Source organism: Alphaproteobacteria bacterium (genome assembly GCA_020638555.1).
Lineage (GTDB): Bacteria > Pseudomonadota > Alphaproteobacteria > Bin95 > Bin95 > JACKII01.
In genome coordinates, this window is the sequence record JACKII010000001.1 from 865,533 (window position 1) to 889,029 (window position 23,497).

Genomic DNA, 23,497 nt, shown 5'->3' on the forward strand with positions numbered 1-23,497 from the left:
GGAGAAGGGGAAGGGCGTCATACCAGCGGCATCACCTCGGCCGCGAACCGCTCCATCCGGTCCAGCATTTCGCTGCGGTCGTTGGCGGTGAGGTTGACGATCATGATCTCCGTGCCCGCCTCGGCAAAGGCGCGCACGTCGCCGGCGCGCTGGTCCGCCGTGCCGGTCATGGCGATGCGCTGGCCGTCCAGGTCCGCCGCGGTCTCCGCATGGTAGGGGCTGTTGTAGGCGAGCGTCACCGCCGCCGGATCGCGACCGGCCTCGGCGACCGCCTGCTGCACCCGCGCGGCCCGCTCGCGATAGGCTGCCGGCGAGGCGAGGCGGAAGCGGGGGTTGGAGGCGAACGGGTACCAGACATCGCCCAGCCGGGCGACCCGCCGCATGGCCGGGCCGGTCTCGCCGCCGATCCAGAGCGGCGGGTGCGGCTTCTGCACCGGCTTCGGGTCGAAAATGATGTCGCGGAAGCGGACGAACTCGCCGTCGTAGGACGGGTTGTCCTGGGTCCAGAGCGCTTTCATCGCCTCGATATATTCGTTGGTCACCTGGCCGCGGCGGGCGAATTCCACGCCCAGGGTCTCGAACTCCTCGCGCATCCAGCCGGTGCCGCAGCCGATGGCGATGCGGCCGCCGGAGAGCACGTCCATGGTGGCGATGGACTTGGCCATGAACAGCGGGTTGCGATGCGGCAGCACCGCGACGGAGGAGAGAATGCGCAGCCGGGTCGTGGCGGCGCAGAGCCAGGCCATCAGCGTGAACTGCTCCATGCAGTCGCCGCCGCCGCCCTGGGTCCAGGGGAATTCGCCGGAATCGCTATAGGGATATTTGGCGTCGATGGACCGCGGGCAGAGAATGTGGTCCGAGACGGTCAGGTAGGCGAAGCCCAGCCGCTCCGCCGCCGTGGCGATGGCGCGGATATCCTCCGGATTGGCGAGCGGGCCGCGAAAGGGCGCGGAAAGGCCGAATTGCATGGGGGTGTCCTCCCGATTGCTGACAATAGCGGGTTATGGGCGCCGCGCCTACCGTTGGGGCGGCTTTTGCTTGGCCGGGACCGTCGGCATTTTGGATTTCAGCGGCTTCCAGTCCACCTTGGCGGCCAGGGTCGCGAACTGGGCCCGGTAGAACGGCGTCTCCGATGCGGGGGCGATACCGATGGTGCGCAGATAGGTGCAGGCGCGGAAGCGCAGGGTCTGCACCACGATTGCCGGCTGGCCGGCGACGGTGCCGTGCGCCTCGGTCACGACGCCGCCGTCGGCGCCGATCGGGCCCTGATAGGTGGTGTCCACCGTCAGGGATTGGACCCGTTGCAGGCTCTCCAGGGTTTCCTTGGCGAAGCCGTGCAGGTCCTTGCGCCAGGCGTTGCAGTCGATGCTGCGCGCGGTGCCGATGACGAACAGGGGCGTGGTTGCCGGCTCGCCCTTGTAGGCGATGTCGGCGAGCAGGGCGCTGCTGCGGGAAAGCGCGCGCTGGAAGCGGAACCGGTCGGTTTCGCCGAAGGTGAACAGCAGGCTGTCGCGCGGGTCGCTCCGCTTCACCGCCACCCGGACCGAGGCCAGCACCGCTTCCATCTTGGCGGTGCGTTCCGCGTTCGCCAGCAGGCTGGGCATTTGCGCGGTGACCAGCAGGGTGACCCGCGGTGCGCCGATCAATAGCAGCCATTTGTCGAACGGGACCGAGCCGACCCGTTCGCGGCCGCGGCCCAGCACGGCATCAAACTCGCCCTGGCGGGTGGGCTTGACCGTGTCGAGCAGGATGCCCTGGCTCGCCAGCGCCGCCGGGTCGCCCAGCAGGCCCTTGGACACCGGACCATAGGCTTCGGGCGGCATCTCGGTCACCAGAATGGTGGCGGAGCCGTCGTCCCAGAACACCCCGGTGAAATCCGGGCTTTCCACGAAGCCTTGCGGCAGGTCCATCACCGCGAAACTGCCGGCCAGCTGGTGCGCCGCTTCCGCGGGCGCCGCCGCAGGATCGGCCGCCACCGGATCGGCTGCGGCCGCCAGGGCCGGCGACAGCAGGGCGATCAGGCCCGCGAACAGGGCGGCGAGAACAGGGCGCCTTGGTTTCATTCTGTCAGGATTTCCCCTTGCACCGTTCGGGTCTGGCCGCGGAACACGGCGATTTGCTTGCCGTCCTGGTTGCGCACCTCGACATCGTAAACGCCGTTGCGTCCGGCTTGTGCCGTCTCGGTCGCGACCGCGGTCAGCCGGTCGCCCACCAGGCCCGGCGCCAGAAAGGTGACGTGGGCCGCTTGTGCGAGGGCCGGCCGGTTGGAGGCGTTGCTGGCATAGGCCATGGCCGTATCCGCCAGCGTGAAGATATAGCCACCATGGCAGACATTCAGCCCGTTCGCCAAATGGGGTTCCACGGTCATCGCAATGGTGGCGGTGCCGGGGCCGACCGACACCAGCGCCAGGCCGATATGGCCGGACGCCGGGTCCCGGTCCCGCAACCTGGCCGCAACCGCCTCCGCCAATTCCTGGGGCGAGCGTCCGCTCATGCGGGCACGGTCGATTGCATGGACGGACGGGCGTTGAAACCTTCGAACCACCGCGCCAGCTTCGGATGGCTCTCGCGCCAGCCCCAGTCGGCGAAGCGGAAATCCAGATAGCCCAGCAGGCAGCCGGTACCGATCGCCGCAGCATCGATGCTGGCCAGCGCATCGGCTTCGCTCTCCAGCGCGTCGAGCACGCGGTTGATGCGGTCCGTCTGCTGCTGGACCCAGCCATCCCAGCGGAACTCTTCCGGGCGGGCGAAGGTCTCGGTGCGCAGCAGCAGCGCGGCGTCGATCCCGGCTTCGGCCAGGCTCTCGCGCCGGGACACGCCCCAATGGCCGGCCGGATAGAGCGGACCGCCGACGGATTCGTTCAGAAAGCGCAGGATGATGCGGGAATCGAACAGGGCCTCGCCATTGTCTCGCACCAGCGCCGGCACTTTCTGCACCGGATTGACGGCCTTGATTTCGTCGCTGGCGGGCGCGGCATTGAGGTAGGCAATCTGCTGTGCCAGCCCGAGCTCGGCCACCGCCACGCGGCACTTGCGGACATAGGGGGAGGTGGAACTGCCAATGAGCTGCATCGGGGGTGTTTCCTTCGCAATTGCGCTTTGCGGACCGGTTTGGGCTTGCGGCCCGGGGTGGGGCCGTGGCTTCTTGGAAGAAATGTCTCATAGCAGGGCCGGCGCGCAAGCGATACGCCCAAAGCAGCCTTCGAGAGGACCGATCCCATGGCCGACCGCCTGTTCGAGGGGCTGGTGGTGCTGGACATTGCCAGCTTCATCGCCGCCCCCGTTGCCACCACCTTCCTGGCCGATTTCGGCGCCAACGTCATCAAGATCGAGGCACCGGGCGGCGATGGCTACCGGGCGCTGCACGCCGGCAACGGCATGCCGGACACCGGCGGGCAGGATTTCGCCTGGATGTGCGACAACCGTTCGAAGCGCGGCCTGTGCCTGGACCTGGTGAGCGAGAGCGGGCAGGACATCCTGCGCCGGCTGATCGCCAAGGCCGACGTGCTGGTGACCAATTTCCCCATGCCTGTGCGGCGCAAGCTGAAATTGATGTACGAGGACGTGGCGCCGCTGAACGACCGGCTGATTTATGCGAGCCTCACCGCCTATGGCGAGGAGGGGCCGGAGTCGGAACGCACCGGCTTCGACTCCACCGCGCTTTACGCCCGCACCGGCATGATGGACATGATGCGCGCGCCGGGCGTGGCGCCGGTGCGCTCGCTGCCGGGCATGGGCGACCATCCGACCGGCACGGCGCTCTATGGCGCGATCATGACCGGCCTCTACCGGCGCGAGCGGACCGGCAAGGGCAGCCATGTCTCCACCAGTCTGGTGGCGAACGGCATGTGGATGAACGGCTTCTACGCCCAGGCCGCCCTGATGGGCGCCCAGGTGGCCCTGCGCCCGCACCGGGACGACGCGCCGAACGCCGTCGCCAACCATTACTGCGCCAAGGACGGCCGCTGGTTCATCCTGGCGGTGCTGAACGAGGCGAAACAGGCGCCGCTGCTGTTCGAGGCCATGGGCCGGCCGGACCTGCTGGACGACCCCCGCTTCGCCGATCCGCAGGCGCGGCGCGAGAACTCGCTGGTGCTGACCAAGGTCATGGACGAGATTTTCGCCCGGCACGACTGGGCCTACTGGAAAGAGCATTTCGACCGGCTGGGCATCACCTATGGCCAGGTGGCCAAGATGGAAGACCTGGCCGGCGACGGGCAGTTGCGCCATGCCGGTGCGGTCGTGCCCGCCGACGGCGGCTTCGGCGCGGACTGGAGCGTCGGCACCCCGGTCCTGGTGCGGGACGAGGCCAAGCGACCGCCCGCGCCTGCGCCGGCGATCGGCCAGCACAATGCGGAAATCCTGGCCGAATTCGGGTACGCGCCGGCGGAGATCGCAGCGTTTGCGGCCGCGGGTGTGTTGAAGTGAACAGCGTGGCGCCCGCAACCCGTGAGACCCTGCCGCTGCGCGGCGCCGGCCTGATCGCGCTGCTGACGGCGCTGGCGGCGCTCGGCCAGTTCGCTTCCAGCGTCTACCTGCCCTCCATGCCGGCGATGCAGACCGGGCTGGACGCCTCGCGCGGCGCGGTGCAGGCCACCATGACCGCCTATCTGGCGGCGTTCGCCATCTTCCAGATCGTCTACGGCCCGCTGGCGGACCGGTTCGGACGGCGGCCCATCATGCTGCTGGGCGGCGTGCTGTTCGTGGTCGGCAGCCTGCTCTGTATGACCGCCCAGAGCATCGGCTTCGTCATTGTCGGCCGCATGGTGCAGGCCATGGGCGCTTGCGCCGGCGTCGTCGCCAGCCGCGCCGTCACCCGCGACCTGTTCGAGGGGCCGGAACTCAGCAAGGTCATGGCCGCCATCGCCATGGCCTTTTCCGCCGTCCCGGCGGTGGCGCCGGTCATCGGCGGCGCCTTGCAGGAACTGATCGGCTGGCGCGCCAGCTTTGCCGCCGCCACCGGCTTCGGTGTGGTGGTGCTGCTGGCGGTGACCGTCTGGCTGCGCGAGACCAACCGCAGCACCAAGGTCCGCCTGAGCTTCGGCACCATCTGGAGCGGCTACCGCACCGTCGCCGGCAATCCGCAGTTTCGCGCCTATGCCCTGACCACGGCGGCGACCATGGGCGGGCTGTTCGCCTTCCTGACCGGCGCGCCGGCGGTGGCGATCCAGGAGGCCGGGCTGTCGCCGATGGAATTCGGCCTTTATCCGGCGCTTTCGATTCCGGGCTTCATCATCAGCGGTACGTTGGTCCGCAAGTTGGTGGCGAAGACCGGCGACGCCTACCTGATGAAAGTGGGGGCGGCGGTGGCAGCGCTCGGCTGTCTCGCCATGCTGGCGATTGCCGCGGGCGGGCTGGTGACCGCCTGGAGCATGATGGTCTGCATGATGATCTTCGTCTGCGGCATGGGATTCGTGTTCTCGCTGGGGCATGCGGGCGCGCTGCGCCATTTCCCGGAGCGGGCGGGCGTGGCCTCCGGCCTGATGGGCGTGCTGCAACTGGGCTCGGCCGCGGTGTTTTCAGGCGTGGTGGCGGCCGTCGCCTCCTGGGGCGCGCTGGGGTTTGCCGCCGGCATGGCGGTGGCCGGCGTCGCGGCGTTCGTGTTCTCGCGCGGCTGTCGCTGAGACCGTCCGGCATCCTGTGGCTTGCCGGGGGGCAGCGTTAACCTCCTGTTAGGGTCAATCCGCGGTTAATCACCCGACGCCCAAGACGGGCGTCGGGAGAGGCCCATGCTGCCGGTCCGCCGCCGGTTCCTTGCCGCTGTGTTGTTGCTGGCGCTGGGCGCCTGTGCCGCCGAAACGGCGCGCGAGGCTCCGAGCCTCCGCCAGGCGGGCGGGCCGCCGCGGGTCGCGGTGTTGCCGCCGGACCTCAGCCTGGCGCGCCTGACCGCCGGCGGCACCCGCCAGCCGGTCGCTGCCTGGACGCTGGCGGCGGAGCGCAACCTGACGCTGGGCCTGATGGCGGCGATCCGCGAGCGGGGCGGTCGCGCCGAGCCTGCGCCGCACGACCTCTGGGCCGAGCCGGACCTGCAAGCCGTGCGCCGGCTCTATGGCCGCGTCGCCGCGGCAATCCTCGCCCACCGGTTCGGCCGCCGCGGCGACCGCCTGCCGGCCAAGGCCGGCCCGCTCGGCTGGAGCCTGGGGGAGGCGGCGGCACCGCTTCGCCACCGGCTGGCCGGTGCGGACTATGCGCTGTTCGTCACCCTGGACGACAGCTATGCCAGCGGCGGCCGCCGGGCACTGGCGGTGGCGGAAATGCTGCTGTTCCTGGTGCCCGCCACCTGGCCGAGTGGCGCCCAGGCCGGGCTGGCGACGCTGGTCGACCTGCGCACCGGCGCCGTCGTCTGGGCGTCGCACATCGACCGCGCCAGCGGCGACCTGCGGACCCCGGACGCGGCGCGGAGACCGCCGCCGCCCTGCTGCGGGACCTGCCGCTGTGAGGCGCGGTCCGGCCCTTCTGGCCGCGCTGGCGCTGGCCGGCTGCACCGCGCGCGGCCGCCGGCGCTGGAGCCGCAGGCGCGCCCGCCGGTGGCGGCGGACGAAGCGGGCCACTGGCTCGTCGCCGACCGGATGGAGCAGGCCTTGCGGAACGCCCCGGACCGCATCCGCGACCCGGCGCTGACGGCCTATGCGGAGGGCGTGGCCTGCCGGCTCGCCGGCCCCTATTGCCCGGATATCCGGGTCTATCTGGTGCGCCGGGCCGGCTTCAACGCTGGCATGTTGCCGAACGGCACGCTGATCCTGCGATCCGGCCTGTTGCTGCGGCTCGCCGACGAGGCGCAACTGGCGGCGGTGATCGGCCACGAACTGGGCCACTACATTCACCGGGACACGTTCGCGCAAGCCGAGCGGGCGCGGCAACTGGGCGATCTGACCGCCTGGATGGGGCTGTTCGGCCTGGCGCTGGGGGTGGCGGGCGGCACTGGCGCATGGCAGGCCGGGGTGGAACTGGACCGGCTCGCCTATGGCCGCGACCAGGAGCGCGTCGCCGATGCGTTCGGGCTGGAGCGCATGGCCGCCGCGGGCTACGACCCCGCCGCCGGTGCGGAGGTCTGGACGCTGGTACAGGCCGAGGCTGAGGCGAGCGGTGCCAGCGCGGCGGGCCGGCTGCTCGCCACCCATCCGGCACCGGCGGAGCGGCGGCAGCGGCTGACCGAGGCCGCGGCCGGCTTGCCGGGCAGCGCCGACCGGCGCCGCGGACGGGCGGCCTATCGCGCCGCTCTCGCCCCCTATCGCGCCGCCTTTCTGGCCGACGAGGTGCGCCTGCGCCAGCCGACCGCGACCCTGGTGCTGTTCCGCCATCTGGCCGCGCGCGACGGTCTGGACGGGCAACTGGCCTTTGCCTGGGGCGAGGTCTACCGCTTGCGCGGCTGGAAGGGCGACCGGGAAAAGGCGCTTGCCCGCTATGCCAAGGCCCTGGCCTTCGCCGACGCGCCGGCGGAGACGCACCGCTCCATCGGCCTGGTGCGCCGGGCGCTGGGCCAGAGCCGCGGCGCGCGCTTCGCCTTCGAGCGGTATCTGGCGCGCGCGCCGCGGGCAACGGACCGGGCGGTGGTCGCGGCCTATATCGCCGGGACGCTCTGAGCCATGCGATGGCAGCGAGCCATGCGATGGCGATTCCTCGCGGTGGCGGTGTTTCTCCTGGCGGTGGCCGGTTGTGCCCGCATCGCCGCGGTCGGGCCGGAGCGCGAGCCGGTCGGCCAGGGGTTGAGCGTGGCCGGTGGGGCCGGCTGGAACCGGCTGCCGGCGGAGGCTTTCGGGGCCGACCGGGCCTGGACCCGGGACGGGCCGGGGCTCGACCGGCTGCTGTTCGTGGCCGGGCGGGGCGAGGGCGAACCGTTGCTGACGCATCGGCGCGAACGGCGCTCGCTGCTGCTGCGGGCGACCATGACCCCCAGCGAGGTGATGGAGCTCTGGAGCACCGAACTGGCGCTGCGCGGCGGGCGGCAGGTGACCGTCGGCGGGTTGATGCCGGCGGCGTTCGCCGGTCGGCCCGGCTTCCGCTTCCAGTATGCCTTTGCCGGCGCCGACGGGCTGGTGTTCGACGGCTATGCCGCCGGCGCGATGGTGGCGGGGCGTCTCTACCTGATCGCCTTCACCGCCACCCGCGACCACGGTTTCGCCGCCCACTGGCCCGCCGTGGCCGCCCTGTTGCGCTCCGCGCGGATCGGGCCGGGGTGAAAAGCGACGAACGGGAAGCGGGGCGGGCCGAGCCTCGCGATTTGCGAACGAAAACCGCGCCACCGGTGGCGCCGCATCCATGCTCGCGGACCTGGTCCCGCGGCGTCAGCGGGCTTTTCCCCGGCGCGAATGGTCTTTAAGCTGTTCGCTTGGAATTCTTCCCTTGTCGCAGAGGCTTGGCGCCTTGCAGGTTCGATTGCACCCGGTCTTGTGGTTTGTCGCGCTGCCCCAACGGGGTGGCGGGCCCGTGCGCTGAGGGGAGCCGGCGCGCATGCGGCACACCATCGGCGGCCTCGCGGCCCTGTTTCTGGGGGCCGGCCTGCTGTTGCTGGGCCATGGCCTGCTGACGACGCTGCTGGCGGTCCGGGCCAATCTGGAAGGCTTTCCGGACACCCTGATCGGCGGTATCGGGACGGCCTATTACGCCGGCTTTTTTGCCGGCTGCGTGTTCCTGCCGCCACTGATGCGCCGGGTCGGCCATATCCGCATGTTCAGCGCCGCCGGCGCCCTGGTCGCCGCCGCGGCCCTGGGGCTCGGCCTGTTCGTCGAGCCCTGGACCTGGCTGCCGGTGCGGTTCTGCACCGGCTTCGCCATGGCGACCATGTTCATGGCGGTGGAAAGCTGGCTCAATGTCCGTGCCACCAACGCGACGCGCGGCCGGGTGATCGGCATCTATATGGTCATCAATCTGGGCGCGGCGACCGCGGCCCAACAGGGCTTGCGCCTGGCCCTGCCGGGCGGGCTGGACCTGTTCGCCATCGCCGCGCTGCTGGTCTGCCTCGGCCTGTTGCCGGTGGCGCTGACCCGCAGCGAGCAACCGCCGACGCCGCCCTCGGTGCGGCTGGACCTGCGGCGGCTGGTGCGCCTGTCGCCCATGGGTACGGTCGGCGTGTTCCTCTCCGGCCTGATCACCTCGCCCTTCTGGACGCTGGGGGCGGTCTATGCGCAGCGCCAGGGGTTCGACCTGGCGACGACGACGGTGTTTCTCAGCACGGTGATCCTGGGCGGCATGGCGATGCAATGGCCGCTCGGCTGGCTGTCGGACCGGGTCGACCGGCGGGCGGTGCTGATCGGCGTGTTCGGGCTGGTGGCGCTGGTCTCGGCGACGCTGGCGGCCTCGTCCTGGTTGCCGTTCGTCCTGCCGTTTTCCGCCTGGCTGGGCCTGGCGGCGGCGTTCGGCGGCACGGCGTTCTGCGTGAACGCGCTGTGCGTCAGCCATGTCAACGACCTGATGGGCGATGGCGACCGCATCAGCGTCAGCGCCGGCCTGCTGCTGCTGTTCGGCGCCGGTGCGATCGTCAGCCCGGTGCTGGCCGGCTTTACCATGGCCGAGTTCGGGCCGGGCGGAATGTTCGGCCAGATCGCCGTGGTTGCCGCCTTCGGCATGCTGTTCGCCGCGATCCGGCGCCGGGCCCGGCCGGCGCCGCCGGACGCGCAGAAAGAGCCGTTCGTCGCCGTGCCGCGCACCACACCCGCCGCCATTCCGCTCGACCCGCGCGTATCCGCGGAGGAGGCCGGGTTCGAGGACGTTCCGCTGGCCGATACCGGCGCTTGACGTCCCGGGGTGGCTCTCTACTTACTAGCGCCATGTCGAACAAAACCGCGCCGAACAAAACCGCTTCTGCCCTGCGCCTGCCCTCCGTCGAACGCCTGCTGTCCGAGCCGGCGATTGCCGCCCTGGCCGGCCCTTATGGCCGCCGCCCGCTGGTCGCGGCGGTGCGCGCGGCGCTGGACGAGGCGCGGGCGGCCGGCGCGTTCGATGCCGACGCCCTGCCGGACGCTCTCTCGCGCCGGCTGGCGGCGCGGCAGGCCATCGGCCTCAAGGCGGTCTACAATCTGACCGGTACGGTGTTGCACACCAATCTGGGCCGCGCGCCGCTGGCCGAGGAGGCGATCCGGGCCATGGTCGCCGCTGCCGGCGCGTCCGCCGTGGAGTTCGACCTGGCCAAGGGCCGGCGCGGCGAGCGGGACGCGCATGTGGAACGCTGGCTCTGCGAACTGACCGGCGCGGAGGCGGCGCTGGTGGTCAACAACAACGCCGCCGCGGTGCTGCTAGCCCTGAACGCGCTTGCCAGCGGCAAGGCGGTGCCGGTCAGCCGCGGCGAATTGGTGGAGATCGGCGGCGCCTTCCGCGTGCCGGACGTGATGAAGCGGGCCGGTGCCCGGCTGGTGGAGGTCGGCACCACCAACCGCACCCACCTGAAGGACTACGCCGAGGCCATTGAAACCGAAACCGAGCCCAGGACCGGCGCGCTGATGACGGTGCATCCCTCGAATTATGCGATCCAGGGCTTTACCGCCAAGCCGCCGCCGCGCGAGATCGCGGCGCTGGCGCACGCGCACGGCCTGCCTTTCATCGACGACCTGGGCTCGGGCGCGCTGATCGACATGGCGGCGCTGGGCCTGCCGGCGGAGCGGACCGCGGCGGAGGCACTGGCCGACGGCGCCGACATCGTCACCTTCAGCGGCGACAAGCTGCTGGGCGGGCCGCAGGCGGGCCTGGTGGTCGGCCGCAAGGACCTGGTGGAGAAGCTGCGGCGCAACCCGCTGAAGCGGGCCATGCGCCTCGACAAGGTGATGCTGGCCGCGCTGGAGGCGACGCTGGCGCTCTATGACGACCCGGAACGGGCGGCGCGGCGCATTCCCTCGCTGCGCCTGCTGACCCGGCCGGCGGCGGAGATCCGCGACCTGGCCGAGCGGCTGGCGCCGGGGTTTGCGGCGGCGGTGGGCGACGGCTTCGCGGTCGGCGTCGAGGATTGCCAGAGCCAGATCGGCTCCGGCGCGCTGCCGGTGGACCTGCTGCCGAGCGCCGCCCTGGTGGCGCGGCCGGTGGCGGCGAAAGGCAGCGGCCGGGCGTTGCAGCGCCTGGCGGCGGCGCTGCGCGCGCTGCCGCGGCCGGTGGTGGGCCGGCTGGCGGACGACGCCCTCTGGCTCGACCTGCGCTGCCTGGAGGACAAGGCCGGGTTCGCGGCACAGTTGCGGGAGTTGCGGCCATGATCGTCGCCACCGCCGGCCATATCGACCATGGCAAGACCGCGCTGGTGCAGGCGCTGACCGGCATCGACGCCGACCGGCTGCCGGAAGAAAAACGCCGCGGCATGACCATCGACCTGGGCTTCGCCTACTGGCCGGTGGAGGCCGGGCTGACCGTCGGCTTTGTCGACGTGCCGGGCCACGAGAAATTCGTGCGCACCATGCTGGCGGGCGTCGCCGGCATCGACCTCGCCCTGCTGGTGGTGGCCGCCGACGACGGGCCGATGCCGCAGACGCGGGAACACCTCGCCATTCTCGACCTGATGGCGGTGCCGGCGGGCGCGGTGGTCGTCACCAAGGCCGACCGGGTCTCGGCCGAGCGGCTGGCGGAGGTGGAGCAGGAAATCCGCGCCGCCACCCGCGGCACCTGTATGGCGGACGCGCCGCTCTGGGTCACCTCTGCCTATACCGGCCAGGGCGTGGCGGACTTGAAGGCCTGGCTGCTGGAGCGGGCGCGCGGCCTGGACCGACCGGCGGTCTCCGGCCATTTCCGGCTGGCGGTGGATCGGGCCTTTACGTTGCAGGGCGCCGGCCTGGTGGTGACCGGCACGGCGGTCAGCGGCGAGGTCCATGTGGGCGACCGGCTGCTGCTCTCGCCATTGGGGCGCGAGGTGCGGGTGCGTTCGCTCCACGCCCAGAATGCGGAGAGCGATACCGGCCGGGAACGCCAGCGGCTGGCGCTGAACCTGGTCGGCGTCGACAAGGACCTGGTGCGTCGCGGCGACTGGATCCTGGCGCCGGCAGTGCACGCGCCGACCGATCGGATTGACGTGTGCGTGCGGGTCGCGGCGGGCGAGGGCCTCTCGCTCGGAGACCGCCAGCCGGTGCATGTGCATCTGGGCGCGGCGGACGTGACCGGGCGGCTGGCCCTGCTGGAAGGGCGGCGGCTGGAGCCGGGCGAAAGCGGCTGGGCGCAACTGGTGCTGGACCATGCGGTGGGTGCGCTGGCGGGCGACCGCTTCGTGCTGCGCGACCAGTCGGCCCGGCTGACGCTGGGCGGCGGCCGGGTGGTGGACCCGTTCCCGCCCGCCCGCGGCCGGCGCGCGCCGGAGCGGCTGGCCTTTCTGGCGGCGCTGGACCGGCCGGACCGCGGTGCCGCGCTGGCGGCGGCGCTGGCGGCCTCGCCGAACGGGTTGGATCTCGGCCGGTTCGCGCTGGCCCACAACCTGATGGCGGCGGAGCGCGAGACGCTGACGGCGCGGCTGGACGCCAGGACGGCGGCCGGCCTCTCGTTCAGCCCGGAGCATGCGGCCGGCTGGGTCGAGCGGGTGCGCGCGGCGCTGACCCGCTGGCACGAGGACTTTCGCGACCGCGCCGGCGCGCCGCCGGAAAGCCTGCGCCGGACGCTGACGACCTCGGCGCCGCGGCCGACCTGGGCGGCGGCGCTGGCCCTGGCGCTCGCCGACGGCGTCACCAAGCAGGTGGGGCCGATGGTGGCCCTGGTCGAGCACGAGGCCACCATGGCCCATGCCGACCGCGTGCTGTGGGAGGAATTGGAGCCGCTGCTGCTGGAGGGTGGCCTGCGCCCGCCGCGGGTGCGGGAACTGGCGGCCAGCGTCGGCGAGGAGCCAGTGCGGATCGAGGCGGTGCTGCGCCGGGCGGCCAATCTGGCGCTGGTGGCGCCGGTGGCCAAGAATCGGTTCTTCCCGCCGCCGGCGATTGAGGCCCTGGTCGAGTCGGCCCGGCAACTGGCCGCGGACCAGCCGGACGGCCGCTTCACCGCCCAGCAATACAAGGATGCCACCGGCATCGGCCGCAATGTCGCGATCGAGGTGTTGGAGTATTTCGACCGGGCCGGCATCACCCGCCGCCGGGGCGATACGCGCATCCTTTTGTAAGCTGCCTCTTGCGCAATCGTGCCGAGAATGGTCCATTCCGCCCGGATCGGCCGTGTACCACGGTCCGAATGTCACGATTGGGATAGGGAGTTACCCCATATGCGTTCTCTGATCGCCGCCGCGGCCATGGCGGTTATTGGCACCGCGGCCTATGCTGACGGCGGCCTGCCGAAGCATCTGGCCTGGACGGCCTATGGCACCACCTCGTCCGGCTATGCCCAGTCGGTCGGCATCGGCAACATGCTGAAGGCCAAGTACGACACCGACCTGCGCATCATCCCGGGCAAGAACGATGTCAGCCGCATGCTGCCGATCAAGGTGGGCCAGGCCGATATCTGCGCCTGCGGTATTGCCGCCTATTTCGGTCAGGAAGGCGTGTTCATGTTCGCCGACGACCGCTGGGGGCCGACCAAGCTCTATAACCTGTTCAACAATATCGGCCGCAACGGCCAGTCGACCATCGTCGCGGGCGACCTGCACGTCAAAAGCTTTGCCGACCTGAAGGGCAAGCGCGTGTCGTGGGTGAAGGGTTCGCCGGCATTGCAGGTCAACCTGCTGGCGGCGCTCGCCTTCGGCGGCCTGACCCTGGATGACGTGCAGGTGGTGGTTGTGCCGGGCTGGGGCCAGTCCATGCAGGCGATCATCGACGGCCAGTCGGATGCGGCGGTGGGCTCGACCATCTCCAGCATCTTCAACCAGCTGGGCGCGAGCCCGCGTGGCCTGACCCATGTGGCCCTGCCGTTCAGCGACACCGAAGCCTGGGCCCGGGCCAAGGCGGTGGCGCCGTTCTGGAACCAGCAGATGATCAGCAACGCGGTCGACATCGAGTCGAACACGTCGGGCAAGGTGCCTTACGAGGGCAACAACTACCCCTATCCGATCTTTGTCGGCATGGACAAGCTGGACACCGACCTGGCCTACAACCTGACCAAGGCGGTGATGGAGAATTACGAGGTCTACAAGGACTCCGGTCCGGGCATGGACGGCTACCAGCTCCAGAACCAGAATTTCGAGTGGGTGTTCCCGTATCATGAGGGCGCCATCCGCTTTTACAAGGAAGCGGGTGTGTGGACCGACGCCGCCCAGGCCAACCAGGACATGCTGCTGAAGCGTCTGGAGGTGTTGGCCGCCGCGTGGAAGGACTTCAAGGGCATGGACGTCTCGAAGGATGAGCACGAGGCCAAATGGCTGGAGGTGCGGGCCAAGCATCTGAGCGACGCCGGCATGCCGGTGCCGTTCAAGGACCCGCTGCCCGAGCCGAACTGACGGTCTGTCATTCGCGCCGATTTCCAGCGGCCGGCGGGGCAATCCCGCCGGCCGTTTTCGTATCAGGATGCCGGGCCGGTTGGCATCGGGCCAGTTGTCATCGGGTCGATTGCTATCGGGCTGGTTGCCATTGGCGAGGCCCCGTGGTCCAATCCCGCCAACGACTCGACGCCCCGCGCGAGCGATGGGGCGCGCTCTCCAAAGGATGGAAACGCGATGCGATGGATTGTGGCGGCCCTTGCGGCGGCGGGCTTGATGGCGGGCAACGCCCTGGCGGCGGACGTGCAACTGCCGAAGCAACTGGCCTGGACGGCCTATGGCACGACATCGTCGGGCTATTCCCAGTCGATTGGCCTCGGCAACATGCTGAAGGCCAAGTACGACACCGACCTGCGCATTATTCCGGGCAAGAACGACGTCAGCCGCATGCTGCCGCTGAAGGCGAACCAGGCGGATATCTGTGCCTGCGGCATTGCCGCGTATTTCGGCCAGGAAGGCGTCTACATGTTCGCCAACGACCGCTGGGGGCCGACGCCGATCTACAATCTGTTCAACAATATCGGCCGCAACGGTGCCGGCCTGATCGTGGCCGGCGATCTGGGCGTGACGCGCTTTGCCGACCTGAAGGGCAAGCGCATCGCCTGGGCCAAGGGCGCCCCGGAAGTCAACCTGAACACCACCGCCAACCTGGCCTTTGCCGGCCTGACCTGGAGCGACGTGGTCCGCGTGGTCGTGCCCGGCTGGGGCCAGGCCATGCAGGCGATCCTGGACGGCCAGGCCGATGCCGCGTTCGGCACCACGCTTTCCAGCATTTACAACCAGATCAGCGCCAGTCCGCGCAGCCTGATCCACCTGCCGTTCCCGCATGACGACAAGGCGGCCTGGGCGCGGGCTTTGGCCGTCGCCCCCTATTGGTATCCGGTGACGGTGACGAATGCGATCGCCCTGGAAAAGAACCCGACCGGGGCGAAGTCGTACGATGGCGCGGCCTATCCCTACCCGACCTTTGTCGGCATGCCGACCCTGTCCGACGCCACCGCCTATGGCCTGACCAAGGCGGTGATGGAGAATTACGACCTGTTCAAGAATGCCGGGCCGGGCATGGATGGCTACCAGTTGCAGAACCAGAACCTGTCCTGGGTGCTGCCCTACCATCCGGGTGCGATCCGCTATTACAAGGAAGCCGGTCGCTGGACCGCGGAGAACCAGGCCACGACCGACGGCCTGTTGCAGCGCAACCGGGTGCTGGCGGATGCCTGGGCCGCGTTCCGGAAGACGACCGTCGCCAAGGACGCGTTCGAAACCGCCTGGCTGGCCGTGCGGGCGGAGCATTTGCGTGCCGCCGGGCTGGCGGTGCCGTTTCAAAGTCCGCTGCCCGAGCCGGACTGAGCCCGGCCGGCTCGGAGCGAGAAGGTGGCCGGCGGGGCGATTCCCGCCGGTTTTTTTATCTCCGGTTGCCTTCGCTTGTATCGCATGCTCAAATCCCGCCCGTTCAAAAGGACCCACGCCGATCAGGCGGGGCAAAAAACTGGGAGATCAACGTCATGAGATCGCTTTTCGCTGCGGTGGCGGCATCCGTATTGATGGCAGGCAGCGCGCTGGCCGCGGACGTGCAACTGCCGAAGAATCTGTCCTGGACGGCCTACGGCACCACGTCCTCCGGTTACGCACAGTCGGTCGGCCTCGGCAATATGCTGAAGGCGAAATACGACGTCGAACTGCGCATCATTCCCGGCAAGAACGACGTCAGCCGCATGCTGCCGCTGAAGGCCGGGCAGGCGGACATCTGCGCTTGCGGCATCGCGGCGTATTTCGGCCAGGAAGGCGTGTTCATGTTCGCCGAGCCGAAATGGGGCCCGACGCCGCTCTACAACCTGTTCAACAATATCGGCCGCAATGGCGCGGGTCTGATCGTCGCCGGCGATCTGGGCGTGAAGGGTTATGCTGATCTGAAGGGCAAGCGCGTCACCTGGGTGAAGGGTTCGCCGGCGCTGAACCTGAACTCCACCGCGGTGCTGGCCTTCGCCGGCCTGACCTGGAACGATGTCGAGAAGGTCGTGGTGCCGGGCTGGGGCCAGTCGATGCAGGCAATCATCGATGGCCAGGCCGATGCCGCCTACGGCTCGACCATTTCGTCGAAATACAACCAGATCAGCGCCAGCCCGCGCAGCCTGATCCATCTGCCGTTCCCGCACGACGACAAGGCGGCCTGGGCCCGTGCGCAGGCGATCGCGCCGCACTGGTATCCGATCGAAGTGACGAACGCGGTGGCGATCGAGAAAAACCCGACCGGCGGCAAGGCGTTTGACGGCGCGGGCTTCCCCTATCCGATCTTCGTCGCCAACCCGACCATGGACGAGACCGTTGCCTATGGCCTGACCAAGGCAGTGATGGAAAACTACGAGACCTACAAGGATTCCGGCCCCGGCATGGATGGCTATCAGGTCCAGAACCAGAACCTGTCGTGGATTTTCCCCTACCATCCGGGTTCGATCCGCTATTTCAAGGAGATCGGCAAGTGGACGGCCGAGAATCAGGCCAACACCGACGGCCTGCTGAAGCGGAACGAGGTGCTGGCCGCCGCCTGGAAGGAATTCCAGGGCATGGGCGTGTCCGGCGATGGCTATGAGAAAGCCTGGCTGGAGGTGCGGGCCAAGCATCTGAAGGATGCCGGCATGAAAGTGCCCTTCCCTGAGCCGCTACCGGAAGAGTGATCCGTGCGGAAGCCGCCCGGCCTTTGGGGTCGGGCGGCGTCTTTCCACGGTCGGTTGCGTCCGCCGGAAGCCGATGCTTCAATGGCGCCTCGCCAGCAATCCGGTAAGAAACCGGGTGCGGCCAATGACGACCGTGTTAGCGGAGGATGCCTCATGCGATCGATTCTAGCCTGGACCTGCGCCGCGTTGCTGCTTGCGGGCAACGCGGCCGCCGCGGACATCGAACTGCCCGCGGACTTGTCGTGGACGGCCTATGGCAGCACGTCTTCCGGCTATGCCCAGTCGGTCGGCCTCGGCAACATGCTGAAGGCGAAGTACGGTACCAGCCTGCGCATCATCCCCGGCAAGAACGATGTCAGCCGCATGCTGCCGCTGAAGGCGAAGCAGGCGGAACTCTGCGCCTGCGGTATCGCCGCCTATTTCGGCCAGGAAGGCGTCTATATGTTCGCCAACGAACGCTGGGGGCCGACGCCGCTCTACAACCTGTTCAACAATATCGGCGGCGCCGGCGGCGGGATGTTGGTGGCGCATGACCTGGGGATCAACAGTTATGCCGGCCTGAAAGGCAAGCGCATCACCTGGACCAAGGGCGCCCCGTCGCTCAATCTGAACACGACAGCGGCGTTGGCCTTCGCCGGGTTGACCTGGGACGACGTCACCAAGGTTGTGGTGCCCGGCTGGGGCCAGTCCATGCAGGCCATTCTGGACGGACAGGCGGATGCGGCCTGGGGTTCCAGCATTTCGAGCGTCGGCAATCAGATCGCGGCGAGCCCGCGCGGTCTCTGGCATCTGCCCTTCCCGCACAACGATACCGCGGGCTGGGAGCGTCTGCACGCCGTGGCGCCCTATATCTATCAAATGACGGTCACGAATGCGGTGGCGATCGATCACAATCCCGGCGGTGCCAAGTCGTATGAGGGCGCCGGCTATCCCTATCCCATCTTCATCAGCCTGCCGGACCTGCCGGACAGCATCGCCTACAACCTGACCAAGGCGGTGATGGAGAATTACGACAGCTACAAGGATGCCGGTCCCGGCATGGATGGCTACCAACTGGCCAACCAGCGCTTCGGCTGGGTGTTTCCCTATCACCCCGGCTCGATTCGCTTCTTCAAGGAAGCGGGGGTCTGGGACGCGGACGCTCAGGCCAACACCGATCGCCTGTTGCAGCGCAACGCGGTGCTGGCAGCGGCCTGGAAGGCGTTTCGGGGCATGGGCGTGACCGGTGACGCCTTCGAGGCCAAATGGCTTGAAACCCGTGCCCAGCATCTGAAGGCCGCGGGCCTGAGCGTGCCGTTCGCGGAGCCCTTGAATGACGATTGATCGATCCGGGCACATGGCCGCCGCCGGCCGTGGCCATGTGCTCCTTGCCCGGCGCCGTCGCGCGGCGTCTGTTGCCTCTCCCACCCGAACCCTGCATCTCTAACCCGAAACGGTCTCCTCCTCCATGACAAGCCCGTCGCCGGAACCCGGTTCCGTCAGTGCTGAAGAAGCGGTCGAACAGGCTGAAGCTGCCGTCGACCGCCACCGCAAACTGTCCCCCTTTTGGTGGACGATCCTGCTTGCATCGGCGCTGTTGTCGATCGCGCTCTCGATCTATGTGATTTTCGGTCTCGGCAACCGGCTCGGCCTCTATGTGCCGCTGGAAACCGAGTATTTCTATGCCATGCTGGGGCTGCTGCTGCCGCTGGTATTCCTGCTCTATCCGCCCTGGGCGGGGGTGGGGCCCATGGACCGGGTGCCATGGTATGACATACTGATTGCCGCCGTTACCTTTGGGATTTCGATCTATTTCGTGACCCACGGCAACGAGATCCTGGAGGACGGCTGGGAATACCTGCCGCCGCAGACGCCGGCAATCCTGGCTTTCGTCATGTGGGCGATCGTGCTGGAAGCGGCGCGGCGCGGCGGCGGTCTGCCGATCTTCTTCGTCTGCGTGATCCTGTCGATCTACCCGGTCTATGCGGACTGGTTCCCGGGCGTGCTGCAGGGCCAGCCGACCACGTGGACGGTGGCGGCCGCCTTCCACATCTACGGCACGGAGAGCGTGCTGGGCATTCCGATGACCGCCTTCGCCAACCTGGTGGTGGGCTTCCTGGTGTTCGGTGTGGCCTTGCAGTTTACCGGCGGCGGTGCCTTCTTCCTGAACCTGGCCTTTGCCATGCTGGGCAAGTACCGGGGCGGGCCGGCCAAGGTGGCGATCTTCGCCTCCGGCCTGATGGGCTCGATGAGCGGTTCGGTGATCACCAACGTGCTGACCACCGGCGTCATGACCATTCCGGCGATGAAGCGGGTCGGCTTCCGGCCCGCCTATGCCGGCGGCGTCGAGGCCTGCGCCTCCACCGGCGGCGTGCTGATGCCGCCGATCATGGGCGCCACGGCCTTCGTCATGGCGACCTATCTGGAAATCCCCTATGGCGACATCGTCCTGGCGGCGGTGATCCCCTCGGTGCTGTATTATTTCGGCCTGTTCGTGCAGATCGACGCCTATTCGGCCCGCTTCAAGATGAAGGGCCTGCCGGTGTCGGAACTGCCGCGGGTCCTGACCGTTCTCAAAGAGGGCTGGTATTTCATCTTCGTCTTCGCCCTGCTGATCGTCATGCTGCTCTACATGCAGCGCGAGGCGCAGGCGCCCTACTATGCCAGCCTGTTGCTGCTGCTGATCAACCAGGTCTCGCCGCGGCATCGCTGGAACATGCGCAAACTGCTGGATTTCCTGGTCGGCATCGGCAAGCTGTTCACCGAACTGGCGGCGATTCTGGCCGGCATCGGCCTGATCATCGGCGCGCTGACGCTGTCCGGCAAGATCGGCTCCATCGCCTATGAGCTGGTGAACGTGGCCGGCGACAGTGTCATCATGCTGCTGATTTTGGGCGCGGTGACCAGCTTCATCCTGGGCATGGGCATGACGGTGACGGCGGCCTATCTGTTCCTGGCGGTGACCGTGTCGCCGGCCCTGGTCGACGGCGGCCTGAACAAGCTGGCCGTGCACCTGTTCCTGCTCTACTGGGGCATGATCAGCTTCATCACCCCGCCGGTGGCCATCGGCGCCTATGCGGCGGCAAGCGTGGCGGAGGCGAGTCCGGTCAAGACCGGGTTCGAGGCGATGCGGCTTGGCACCGTGATCTATTTCGTGCCCTTCTTCTTCGCGCTCAACCCGGCGCTGATTGGCCAAGGGCCCACCCTTTATGTGATCGAGGTGGTCGCGGCCGCCCTGGTCGGCGTCGCGCTGCTCGGCGCGGCCTTGCAAGGCTATCTGATCGGCGTCGGAACCATGGTGTTCTGGGGGCCGGTCGGCTTCGCGTTGCGCATCGTGCTGTTCGTCGGCGGCGTCATCATGATGCTGCCGGGCGGCAAGATCGTCGGCTACAGCAACTGGGAGCTGAGCCTGGCGGCGGCGGTGCTGATCGTGCCCACCATCGTGCTGACCTGGATCGCCAACCGGTCCGTGGCGCCGGTGCCGGCGGAATAGCGCCTGTTCCTCCGCGTTGCGGCGAAATTAAACCCCCGGACCAGGCTGGTCCGGGGGTTTTTTCGTGGCTCGCAGGGGCCGTCGGGGACGGTGTGTCGCCGGTGGGTTGGAAGCGCGCCGGCTCAGGTGCCGGTGACGAAGGCCCAGAGGTCGTCGGCGCCGCGCTGGGCCACCATCTGCCCCAGCCGGATCGACCATTCGGCCTCGTTGCCGAACTCGTCGCGCCAGGTCCAGAGGCGGCGGGTGCGGTGGTGCAGCGAGTGCTCGTAGGTGAAGCCCATGGCGCCGTGCGACTGGTGCGCGATGGCCGAGCCCTTGGTCGCGGCCTCGCCCACCCGGACCTTGGCGGTGGCGATTTCGGCCAGCGCCGCCTCGCTCCAGCCGTCGGCGGTCAGGGCGTCCGGGGCGGAGACCGCCTCGGCAGCGGCGTCCGCGGCAGCGCCGGCGGCAGCGGCTTCGCCCGCCAGCTCGGCAAGCGCGTGCTGGATCGCCTGGAACTTGGCGATCGGCCGGCCGAACTGTTCGCGCTCCAGCGCATATTCCACCGACTGGTCGAGAATGCGTTGCAGGGCGCCGGCCATCTGGGCCGCGCGCACGGTGGCGCCGAAGCCTTGCAGCGCCGCCTCGTCCAGGCCGGCCGGGGCGGGCTCGACGCTGACCGGGACGACGGCATCGAACGAGACGTCGTCGGCCGGCTCGCCCGCCAGCGAGGTGCCGGGCACGATCGAGCAGGCGCCGGCGCGCACCATGGCCACGACCAGGGCTTCCTGCTCCGGCACCGGGCCGGCCTCGCGCGCCAGCACGACGATGTGGTCGGCATTGCGGGCGAACGGCACCGCACGGGCCGAACCCTCCAACTGGCCGCCCTTCAGGGTGATGCGCTGGTCGGGGCCTGCGGGAGCGACGGTCATCGGCCCCATCGGCACCTGCATGCCGGCCTGGGCCAGCAGCCAGCCGGCCATCAGCGTTTCGGCGAGCGGCACCGGGGTGGCGAAGGCGCCGGCCACTTTCAGCACGGCGAAGCCGTCGGCCATCTCCGCGCCGGCGCCGCCCAGTTCATCGCTGACCCAGGTGAGCGTCAGGCCGCTTTCCTCCAGCGTGTTCCAGAGGTCCGCCGGCCATTTGCCTTCCTCCGCGTCGTTGACGACGCCGGGTTCGCACAGGTCCTGGCATACGCGGGTGACGGTATCGACGATGATCGAGTCGGTCATGGGGGTGATTCTTGCCGTTCGGAAATGCGGATCGTGTTGGTCGTGCAGGAAACGCGGGCGCGGGGGAACTGTCAAGCGGGCGCTTGCGCAAGTGCGCGGGATGCGCGCGTATCAGGTTACCCAAAGCTGTCACAAACCGGTAACCGGCGTGACCCAAACGGTGGGCAGATTGGCGGCGCGGGCGGCGAGAGGCCGCTCCGCCAATCAGACGTTCGACCACACGGGATGCGTGCAATGCCAACCAAATTCGCTCTGACCCTGGGCGCCGTGCTCTACAGCACCACCGCCCTGTCCGCCGGGACGACGCTGTTCGACGACGTCGCCCCGCTCACCACCCCGGCGGTGGTGGTGCCGGAGGCGCAGGAACTCACCTCGCCCTTCGTCCTGCCGAACACGCCGACCATTGTCTTTCATCAGCAGGTGATCGCCGATCGCAACACCCAGCTCGGCCTGGGCCAGCAGAATTCCGGGTCCGCGGACATGATCGACACGAACCGCACCGGGCCGGACGCCAACCGCTATCTGTTCATGCCGTTCGAGCCCAATTACGGCGGCGGCGTAGCCGGCGTCGACGGCTCCGGCGTGCAGCGGGTCGACACCTGGGACGCGAACTACAACACCCGCACCGTGACGCTGGTGAACTCGCTGACCGACACCTTCATTCGCGGCGACGCCTCGCGCTGGACGCCCTGGGGCGGCTGGCTCACGGGCGAGGAGAACACCGGGACGGCCGGCGGCGTTCTGCACGGCCGCATGTTCGAGCTGACCAACCCGGTGGATGCGACCGGCCCGGGCGATGCCGATTTCGTCCACCGCAACATCATCCCGCGGGTTGCGCACGAGGGCGTCGCCTTCGACTCGCTGAACAACCTGTATTTCATCGACGAGCTGAACGGCGGCTCGCTCTACAAATACACCGCGGCCGACCCGAACGCGCCGGACGGCAACGCCTTTTTCGGTGCGGGCACGGTCTATGTGGCCAAGGTCGACGGCGGCAACAATTTCGGCGCCACCGGCGCGGTGCAGTGGGAAGCGCTGACCGACGCAATGGGCCAGGTGCTGCCGGCCTATGCGGCGGCGGTGGATGCCGGCACCGGCGACCTGGTCGGCGACGCGGCCGCCAATCTGGCACTGGCGACCGAGTTCAACCGGCCGGAAGACATGGAAATCGCCACGCTCGGCAATGGCGACGAGTTCCTGGCCTTCACCGCCACCGGCACGCACCAGATTTTCGGTCTGGACCTGACCACCGGGATGATGTCGGTCTTCGCCGACCGCAACACCATCGACCTGGCGACCGGCCTGCCGGTCGGGACGAATCTGGCCAGCCCGGACAACATGGCGGTGGATGCCGACGGCAATCTCTACATCGTCGAGGATCAGGCGGCGCCGAAGGCCGACATCTGGCGTGCGGTCGACCTGAACCACGACGGCGACCTGCTGGATGCCGGTGAGGGCCTGTCGCGTTGGATCGGCCTGCAGACCGCCGGCGCGGAGCCGACCGGCCTGTTCTTCAGCCTGGCTGACCCAAACGTCGCCTATGTGAACGTGCAGCACCCGTCGAGCGGCAACGACGCGCTGGTGCGCATCTCCGCCGTGCCGGTTCCCGGCGCCGGGCTGCTGATGGGTGGCGTGCTGCTCGGCCTGGTCGGCGTGGCCCGCCGCAAGCGGTCGTAGCAAGCTCGGACCCCGGCCGCCGCGGTGGCGGGAACCCTTGCTCGTGCTCGCTGCCGGTGTTCGCGGGGGGCGAGCGGCCCCGCATGGCGGCTCCGCCCCCTCCGGG

The 23,497-nt window shown here is 69.1% G+C and carries 18 protein-coding genes; 13 read left to right on the forward strand and 5 right to left on the reverse strand.

The genetic code is table 11. From position 1 onward, the window contains the following. Positions 1-17: 17 nt before the first annotated feature. From H6844_04075 to H6844_04090, 4 genes are read right to left on the reverse strand one after another with little or no spacing between them, the layout of a single operon-like run. On the reverse strand, positions 18-968 hold the full coding sequence (locus H6844_04075; GenBank protein MCB9928582.1) for an LLM class F420-dependent oxidoreductase: 951 nt from the start codon (positions 966-968) through the stop codon (positions 18-20). Positions 969-1,016: 48 nt separating this feature from the next. Continuing rightward, the gene (locus tag H6844_04080) at positions 1,017-2,063 is read right to left on the reverse strand and encodes a hypothetical protein (GenBank protein ID MCB9928583.1); all 1,047 of its coding nucleotides are present in this window, start codon (positions 2,061-2,063) and stop codon (positions 1,017-1,019) included. Next, on the reverse strand, positions 2,060-2,494 hold the full coding sequence (gene paaI / locus H6844_04085) for a hydroxyphenylacetyl-CoA thioesterase PaaI (GenBank protein ID MCB9928584.1): 435 nt from the start codon (positions 2,492-2,494) through the stop codon (positions 2,060-2,062). Before paaI ends, H6844_04080 begins: the two co-directional genes overlap by 4 nt. After that, positions 2,491-3,072 carry a glutathione S-transferase N-terminal domain-containing protein gene (locus H6844_04090; GenBank protein MCB9928585.1) on the reverse strand — a complete coding sequence of 194 codons (582 nt, stop codon included), beginning with the start codon at positions 3,070-3,072 and terminating at the stop codon, positions 2,491-2,493. Before H6844_04090 ends, paaI begins: the two co-directional genes overlap by 4 nt. A 147-nt stretch (positions 3,073-3,219) precedes the next feature. Between H6844_04090 and H6844_04095 the strand changes: the two genes are divergently transcribed. The 12 genes from H6844_04095 (at position 3,220) to H6844_04150 (ending at position 20,503) form a co-directional block, all read left to right on the forward strand. Continuing rightward, entirely contained in the window at positions 3,220-4,428 is a 1,209-nt protein-coding gene (locus tag H6844_04095) for a CoA transferase (GenBank protein ID MCB9928586.1), read from the forward strand. 5 nt (positions 4,429-4,433) lie between these two features. Continuing rightward, on the forward strand, positions 4,434-5,624 hold the full coding sequence (locus H6844_04100) for a multidrug effflux MFS transporter (protein ID MCB9928587.1): 1,191 nt from the start codon (positions 4,434-4,436) through the stop codon (positions 5,622-5,624). Positions 5,625-5,729: 105 nt separating this feature from the next. After that, a complete protein-coding gene (locus tag H6844_04105) occupies positions 5,730-7,583 on the forward strand; it encodes a M48 family metalloprotease (GenBank protein ID MCB9928588.1) in 1,854 nt (617 codons plus the stop codon). Between the two features lie 21 nt (positions 7,584-7,604). Beyond that, positions 7,605-8,180: a hypothetical protein gene (locus tag H6844_04110; protein MCB9928589.1), complete on the forward strand. Its 576-nt coding sequence runs from the start codon at positions 7,605-7,607 to the stop codon at positions 8,178-8,180. A gap of 271 nt (positions 8,181-8,451) precedes the next feature. Further along, on the forward strand, positions 8,452-9,735 hold the full coding sequence (locus tag H6844_04115; protein ID MCB9928590.1) for an MFS transporter: 1,284 nt from the start codon (positions 8,452-8,454) through the stop codon (positions 9,733-9,735). 32 nt (positions 9,736-9,767) lie between these two features. Next, positions 9,768-11,177, forward strand: a complete 1,410-nt coding sequence (locus H6844_04120; protein ID MCB9928591.1) for an L-seryl-tRNA(Sec) selenium transferase — start codon at positions 9,768-9,770, stop codon at positions 11,175-11,177. Continuing rightward, positions 11,174-13,051, forward strand: coding sequence for a selenocysteine-specific translation elongation factor (selB, locus tag H6844_04125; GenBank protein MCB9928592.1), 1,878 nt, complete (start codon positions 11,174-11,176; stop codon positions 13,049-13,051). The genes H6844_04120 and selB overlap by 4 nt, the downstream gene beginning before the upstream one ends. A gap of 99 nt (positions 13,052-13,150) precedes the next feature. Continuing rightward, positions 13,151-14,317, forward strand: a complete 1,167-nt coding sequence (locus H6844_04130) for a TAXI family TRAP transporter solute-binding subunit (protein ID MCB9928593.1) — start codon at positions 13,151-13,153, stop codon at positions 14,315-14,317. Positions 14,318-14,533: 216 nt separating this feature from the next. Continuing rightward, a complete protein-coding gene (locus tag H6844_04135; GenBank protein ID MCB9928594.1) occupies positions 14,534-15,706 on the forward strand; it encodes a TAXI family TRAP transporter solute-binding subunit in 1,173 nt (390 codons plus the stop codon). A gap of 155 nt (positions 15,707-15,861) precedes the next feature. Then, positions 15,862-17,031, forward strand: coding sequence for a TAXI family TRAP transporter solute-binding subunit (locus tag H6844_04140; GenBank protein MCB9928595.1), 1,170 nt, complete (start codon positions 15,862-15,864; stop codon positions 17,029-17,031). Positions 17,032-17,184: 153 nt separating this feature from the next. Further along, positions 17,185-18,354, forward strand: a complete 1,170-nt coding sequence (locus H6844_04145) for a TAXI family TRAP transporter solute-binding subunit (GenBank protein ID MCB9928596.1) — start codon at positions 17,185-17,187, stop codon at positions 18,352-18,354. A 124-nt stretch (positions 18,355-18,478) separates the two neighbouring features. Further along, positions 18,479-20,503, forward strand: a complete 2,025-nt coding sequence (locus tag H6844_04150) for a TRAP transporter fused permease subunit (protein ID MCB9928597.1) — start codon at positions 18,479-18,481, stop codon at positions 20,501-20,503. A 122-nt stretch (positions 20,504-20,625) separates the two neighbouring features. Here H6844_04150 and H6844_04155 read toward each other — a convergent pair whose 3' ends face one another. After that, positions 20,626-21,714, reverse strand: coding sequence for an acyl-CoA dehydrogenase (locus H6844_04155; protein ID MCB9928598.1), 1,089 nt, complete (start codon positions 21,712-21,714; stop codon positions 20,626-20,628). A 225-nt stretch (positions 21,715-21,939) separates the two neighbouring features. On the opposite strand from H6844_04155, the gene H6844_04160 reads away from it, so the two are divergent. Next, the gene (locus H6844_04160) at positions 21,940-23,391 is read left to right on the forward strand and encodes a DUF839 domain-containing protein (GenBank protein MCB9928599.1); all 1,452 of its coding nucleotides are present in this window, start codon (positions 21,940-21,942) and stop codon (positions 23,389-23,391) included. Positions 23,392-23,497 lie beyond the last annotated feature (106 nt).